At 33.2% G+C, this 6711-nt stretch carries 6 protein-coding genes; 5 read left to right on the top strand and 1 reads right to left on the bottom strand.

What is annotated here, in order from left to right; genetic code table 11:
* The first annotated feature begins 188 nt into the window (after positions 1 to 188).
* Positions 189 to 533, top strand: a complete 345-nt coding sequence (locus tag ACPEH5_RS14520; protein WP_423727051.1) for a hypothetical protein — start codon at positions 189 to 191, stop codon at positions 531 to 533.
* Position 534: 1 nt separating this feature from the next.
* Positions 535 to 1368: a prepilin peptidase gene (locus tag ACPEH5_RS14515; protein ID WP_210788974.1), complete on the top strand. Its 834-nt coding sequence runs from the start codon at positions 535 to 537 to the stop codon at positions 1366 to 1368.
* A 45-nt stretch (positions 1369 to 1413) separates the two neighbouring features.
* Here ACPEH5_RS14515 and ACPEH5_RS14510 read toward each other — a convergent pair whose 3' ends face one another.
* Complete coding sequence (locus ACPEH5_RS14510) at positions 1414 to 3798, bottom strand: M66 family metalloprotease (RefSeq protein ID WP_281111251.1); 2385 nt, start codon at positions 3796 to 3798, stop codon at positions 1414 to 1416.
* Positions 3799 to 4793: 995 nt separating this feature from the next.
* Here ACPEH5_RS14510 and ACPEH5_RS14505 point away from each other — a divergent pair.
* The 3 genes from ACPEH5_RS14505 to ACPEH5_RS14495 all read left to right on the top strand — a co-directional run bounded on the left by ACPEH5_RS14505 (position 4794) and on the right by ACPEH5_RS14495 (position 6705).
* Positions 4794 to 4982 carry a DUF4762 family protein gene (locus tag ACPEH5_RS14505; protein WP_042843756.1) on the top strand — a complete coding sequence of 63 codons (189 nt, stop codon included), beginning with the start codon at positions 4794 to 4796 and terminating at the stop codon, positions 4980 to 4982.
* An 83-nt stretch (positions 4983 to 5065) separates the two neighbouring features.
* A complete protein-coding gene (locus ACPEH5_RS14500) occupies positions 5066 to 5746 on the top strand; it encodes a DsbA family protein (protein ID WP_042844330.1) in 681 nt (226 codons plus the stop codon).
* A gap of 2 nt (positions 5747 to 5748) precedes the next feature.
* Positions 5749 to 6705 carry an ABC transporter gene (locus ACPEH5_RS14495; RefSeq protein ID WP_042843755.1) on the top strand — a complete coding sequence of 319 codons (957 nt, stop codon included), beginning with the start codon at positions 5749 to 5751 and terminating at the stop codon, positions 6703 to 6705.
* Positions 6706 to 6711 lie beyond the last annotated feature (6 nt).

Raw genomic sequence — 6711 nt, 5'->3', positions numbered from 1 at the left:
AACCCATGAAAGTTTAAATCACCTCCCACCGGAGGCCTATCGTCAACAGTTAGAAAACTCTAATTTAACGTGTCTCAATTAAAGGGGAGTGGACAGAATCTGCATCAGATAATGATATTGACAAGACGCTATACGGTAATGCAAGTGTATTAAGTAGCATAACATTAGGGGAAAAATACACATTAGCAATGGACTGGAACCGAAGCCCTATTATTAGAGACCTTGCGACTAACCCATTTTATTCTAGAGCATACCAATTAGAACGGGATGCATTTAAAGCGGGAGATCTGGATTTTGCTCAATTAGTCAATGCGATAAGTCAAAATAAAAAATTAAGTGCTTATGATATTAACCTTAAAAAAACAGATTTTATTTATACCAATATTGATGCAATAGATAGAGATCTGGGATGGGGGCATGGAGGAAAATATAAAATAACCTATTTTAGAGGCAGTATCAACGCTTATAATAATGTATATATTGATCAAAAAAAATATGAAAAAGACGGTTCAATAATGAAGATTTGTGACTAGTATGTTAGAGTTTATTCATTATTATTATACTGTGATTGCCATTATTATAGGCTGTTGTGTTGGTAGTTTTATCAATGTAGTAATATATCGTTTGCCTATTATAATATTTACACGGGGAGCGGCGGGGAATTTTTCATTAAGTTTTCCTGGCTCTCGCTGCCCAACTTGCAAAAATAAAGTATATAAACGGGACAATATTCCTATATTAAGCTGGTTAATTTTAAAAGGGAAATGTCGACATTGTCATTGCCCTATATCGAAACTTTATCCTCTTTCAGAATTTATTTTTGGCTTTTTTTTTGGTTTGGTTATTTTCTACTATTATTTTGATAGGGAACTCGCTACATTGGTGATGTTTTTAGGGTTATGTTCCGTTTGCTATGTTATATTTTTCATTGATCTTAAATGGTTAATTATTCCAGATGAACTGAACTATTTGTTAATTTGGCTCGGGTTATTAAGTTCTGTAATGAGCTGGACAAATATAACTCCTTTGCAATCTGTCACAAGCTGTATGCTCGTATGGTCAGTGATTAAAATAGTTATTTGGGGGTTCAAATTGTCGACAGGTAAAGATGGGCTCGGTGATGGTGATGCCAAACTGTTTGCTGCAGGCGCCACTTTTATTGGGTTATTTGCGATCCCTTGGCTTATTTTGTTATCGGTATTATTTGGTTTATTAACTTATTTAGTTGTTAGGTCTGTTAATTATAGACCGGATCGAGGAGAGTTTGCTGAGTACTATGATATTGATGAAAAAAGTTACATTCCATTTGGACCTGCTATTTGTTTAGCTATAATGGTATTAGTTTTTTATTTCCATATAATGATGTGATTCTCCACATAAACTCCTCGTTTATATAAACGAGGAGTTTATCAACTAATTAGAATTGATAGTAAAGGTTAGGTCATCATTACCTAAATTAATCTTACGGCTTGTAATCACTGAGCCATTATGAATGACCCTAGCTTCTACGGGGTGTAAACTTCTTTCGATATTCACGTGAAATTGGTTCATTTCATTTCTATTAATTTGAATGGGGGCTAACTGAAATTGTAAACATCTTCCAGTTATAAGGCTGACTTCGAGGTAATCTAAATCTGTATCGAGTATATTACTATCATCTGGATAGACCATCCCATAAGAACCATTAAGGGCAGGGTAAATATAACTTGGCAATTTATTTTCGGGGTCATGTAACCCTAATAAGGTTATCACCTTAACACCTTGCTTGTAAGGGACCAAATCCTTAAGAAGTGCATCATCATCATGCATAATCCATTCGCGGCCATCAGAGATATAATGTAGTACTTCATTATTATGTATAATTTTCTGAGTATCATTTAGATGAAGAGTAATACTATAACTTGCTGAAGTATCAATAGTAATTAAATAATCCGGGTAATTATTGGGGGTAGGGAAAATAATATTAGGTGCGTGTCTACCATTATAACAGTGGATCATAGCTTCTTTATTAAACTGGAAAATATTTATTAATTGCTCTTCGGTGATATCTTTACCATTTTCTATGGGGACATCACTATAAATATATTTTGATGTGGTATGACGGTACTCTCTCATTTGTTGTAATTCTTCATCCCAGCGAGAAAACCCTGTGGCCGAGTTAACATTAAAAACAGCTTTACTTTCAAGAAAATGTTGAATTTGGTTAAGTGAATGAGGAGTATGTAAGGTAAATGCATTGTATTTTTCATACATAGGTGAACCCCCAGCCATTGCATCATGGCCGAGAGAGTGTTCCTTATAAGGGAGTGCGAATAACCCTTCACCTTCATTTTCTAAATACGTGGGTTTATTTCGTGTTGCGCTTTCAAAATTGGGAATAAAAAAATTATTGTGGCTATCCCATCCCCATGTTGAATTTCGCTGGCTAGGAACGGCGTTGACAGAACCATAAAATCCACCGGGGTAGTGCCCTAAGCCATAATTATGTCCAATTTCATGACTAAATTCATTACGAATAGTGTCATCTAATGTCGCCATACCTGCACCACCAGAACCGCCGTGCACTTGTAACCCATTTTCATATTTTCCTATAGAGGTGTGTACGGTTATTTGTGGTGTTACCATGTTACTCGCTTTGTCTCTTCCTGCATTGAAAAAGCCGTAGTTGGCAAAATTAATTCCAGATGCAATTAACGATTTTGCTATGTATTCCCGCATAATGCCGGTGTGCCAACCCCCATCACCAGGAGCAATACCTACCAGTAGCCGGCCATCATGCAACATAAGTTCGGTTAAATAAATAGGATCGTAGGTTGTTACCGTTAAGCGAGATAAGGGGACTTGTTGAAAATATTGCTGATGATATTCATGCATTTGTTGAAATTCGAATTTGTCCCTATAGGGTGTTAACATACCAATAGCAATAGTATGGAGAAGTAACTCATTAGGTGCACCAATATCTATATATTCAATATCTCCTTTTTTATCTTGATGTGTAAATTGTAAGGTAATATTAGGCTTAATAAATTGGCTTGGCACTATAATTGACCAACAATTACCAATATAGTCTATTTTTGATAGGAATTGGTCACAGTTATTTTCTGTATTTATTTCGAACCAAGTGCCATCTACATTAACGAGTGTAAGTTCGTCACCTGTAGCTAACTCAACATTTCTACCATTGAAAAATACTGAAAATCGATAAGTTGATTTACATTGAAATATGATTTTTTTTCGCGAATATTTTTCATCTGACTCAACTTTGAATGATGAATTGTAGTGACCATCGCTGGTGATTATTTTAACCGTATCATGATTAAGAATAATATCATTAAAATAATCGGGGTCATCTAACTGATGCAATTGTTTATCATTACTAACAATGATAGTAACTTCATTAGGGTGGGGTTGGGGAGGACTAATATTGGCATAGATTGGTTCACAAGTTGACGTTAGCTCATTTGGATTTTTCATCTTAGCTTCAAATATAATACGTTTTTGTTTATCAAAAACAAATAACTTGACGTCATCATTATGCGCTATGAATTCTCTAGGTTGGAATAGAAACATAGTTTTTCGATTAGATATTATTCTTGGTTGAATATCATCAGCAATATGCTTTCCCGCTGGGATTATACAATTCTGTACATAATGAACTGAACCTGCCAATGTACCGCTTGTATCACTTTTATATTTGTTATTATTAAAATGAGAGTTATTTCCTTTAGAAACAATAAGTTTATTGAAGTAACCTAATGATTTATTATTTTGTAATATTATAGTTTTGTCATGTGCCATTTTAGTTTTCTCATTTATAAAGCATGATTTTATTTCATGCGAGGTTGTTTGGGGCGTTTTAATAATAGATATATAACCAAAATTGAATCTATATTATTATGATTTTTTGTGTATATGGATATGATATATTTAAGTATATAATTAATTTTTTTAGTTAATAAATAAAATTCAAGTGACATTGTTTTAAATGAAGATGTGGTAAATTAATTATTGTTATGTTTATTCTGTTAAGCTATATTTATTAGGTAAGTAAAGTTTAACTTTCATTTTCATGATTCGCTAATTAGGAGGCAGTTTATTGCCTCCATTTTTTTACTATTTCGACATTAGTCTTTATGGCTCCCTCATGTTAATTTTCAGTGTATTATTATTTATACACATTAGAAAATAATGAACTCAATTACCTTTATAATTAATGTTATTAATGCAAATTAATATTATTAAGGTTATGTTTATCAATATGACAACTTGGTGAAAAGTATCTGATAGTATGTAAGTGAAATTTTAACTGGTGTTTTTATTAACCCTTAGAATACTCCATTTTAAATTATTACTCTTATTAGGAGTAATAGATTGTATTGACCTAAATATTTAAATTTTTAGATGTGTTAAATCAGTAAAACAATATTTCTAATTGTTAATATTTATATATATCACTCATGAAATTAGTGAAAAATAAAAATAAATACAATTATCTGATTTTACTCCAATGCTGTCATCATTCCAATATTTAACCTGTGATAAATGATAGGGTGGAGTTAAGTAATAACCAAAAAACTGGTTAATCCCTAATAAGGATAATTATAACATGAATATAGGCAGGGTTTAGGATTGAATAGCTACCCATTAAATTGAACTTATATTATTGTTATGCATATAATCCAAACCGCCTTATTGGCTACTTAGTCAAAATTATTAAGGCGAAATGTTTAAATTGATTTTATCTAATAGCTAATAGTTAATAGTTAATAGCTAAAAATAAATAAGGAAATTATATGAAATTGTTAAATACAGTAGATGCATCAAAAGTTATTGGTGGAACAGCGCCAGTGTGTGAAACATCATTTGATACTGTAAAAGTAGGCGCTGGCCTGACAACCTGCCAACAGATCACAAAATGTACTGATAAGCACGGTGAAGTAAGTTATAAAGCACAACCTGCAACAGGTAAATGCCCTTTATAATCTAGTTGTTATGTAATAATTATAAAGCATGCTGAGGAGGGATTCTTTGCATGCTTTGCTTTCAATCCAATGGTAAAACTGTAATGAATAATAGAAAAATATCTAAATTAACGATTATCATATATACCTTGTTTGTCATTATGATTTCTGTGCTTACAACAGTCATGTTTTATCATGTTTTTATTTTTGAGACCTTTAAAGATAATAGTCAAAGTCAGCAAACATTTTTTGAAATTTCTGCCGAAAAAGTATTGTCGAGCCCAATAAAAGAAAATAACAGTATTATTGAGGTTATGTCATATGGTTGTTATTACTGCGGTATAAATAATGATGCCATCATGAAGTTTGCAGAAGAACTGCCTGATGATGATAATTTCAAAGCAATACACTTAGCAAGTAAGTATACTCCACTAGCGGCCTATGCACCTATTTTTGCGACTTTAGAAGAAATGAATATTGAGCCTAGTTTACGCTCAGCCATTTTTAATTCTGTTTTAAATGATAATGTTGATTTTAAAAATCAAGTCGAACTATTGGCATGGTTGAAAAAGCATAATGTTGATACTGAAAAGTACCTTGAAATTAGCAATACCCCAGCTGTAGCTGAAAAACTTGATTATATGGAGAGCATTGCTGAATTCTACAATATTACGGCAACACCCGCTTTCATTATCAATAAGCGCTATGTTGTTTATCAAGACCGTGATTTTCCTGAATTTACTAAGTATATGGCAGAACTTTTAGAAAAAAGTAAGCAGGAGTAATTGTGGGCCGCTTTATTATTGTATGGCTAATTTTTGGTATTAGAAGTGTCGTTGACGCAGCACTTGTAGGTATTGTGAAATTAAATACCTGTGCGGTGACTCTATTTAGGTGGTTACTGCGTTATATATCTACACCACTATTATTAATAGTTAGTTATACATTATGCCGCCTTGGGGTTATCGGTAGGAATTATCGTAATAGAACTAAGGTCGCTACTCAAAATTACCAGTGTTTAATGGATAAACCAGGGCGTATTGATACCGCATGGATCGCGGTACGTCGGTATATTTTAGAAGAGGGCGCAACTTGGGGGCAAAACAGACAAATCATGTCACAAATAGAAGCGTGTACACACAAACTTAATCAAATTGTTGAGCCTCTGCATGAACAACAAGTCCCCGTTATTCTAGCGCCATTGCATATGGTTTCTGATGTATTAGCTACTATCGTAGGGGCAGGAACATCACCTAAAAATGCGACGGTTATTGTGTCTTCAAGTGCTGAGCAAACTAAATTTGATGATACCGCCCGTATTCTTGGGGGAATTAATTTATCTTATTGCTCAATACATCAAGAGGATAAGTCATTAGCAAAAAATTTAATGACATTAATGACTGAAACGGCATCAGGACAGAAAAATATGATTATTTTCCCTGATATTACCCCAGATTATACGATTCATACGGGGGAAGGGATAAATAATAAATTAGCTTGCCGTTTATTTAATCGTCCAGCGAAATTACATAGTGGTGTTGTTCGGTTATCCAAAGTGATTTCAGCGCAAGTCGTTTTCTATAACTTATATTGCAAAAATGGAATACAAATCAATATTTATCCTCCTGTGCACGCAACAGATATTGCTAAGCAATTGCCAATCATTATTGAAAAAACGATTCGAGATTACCCTAATGATTGGCTTTTGTGGCATAGCCATTCACTTTATTTTATTAATCATTGACCTCTT

This window comes from Providencia sp. NPDC089933 (genome assembly GCF_049545585.1).
Taxonomy (GTDB): Bacteria; Pseudomonadota; Gammaproteobacteria; order Enterobacterales; family Enterobacteriaceae; genus Providencia; species Providencia huashanensis.
The sequence above is the reverse complement of the archived record's forward strand: the minus strand, read 5'-3'. Positions and strand labels throughout refer to the sequence as shown.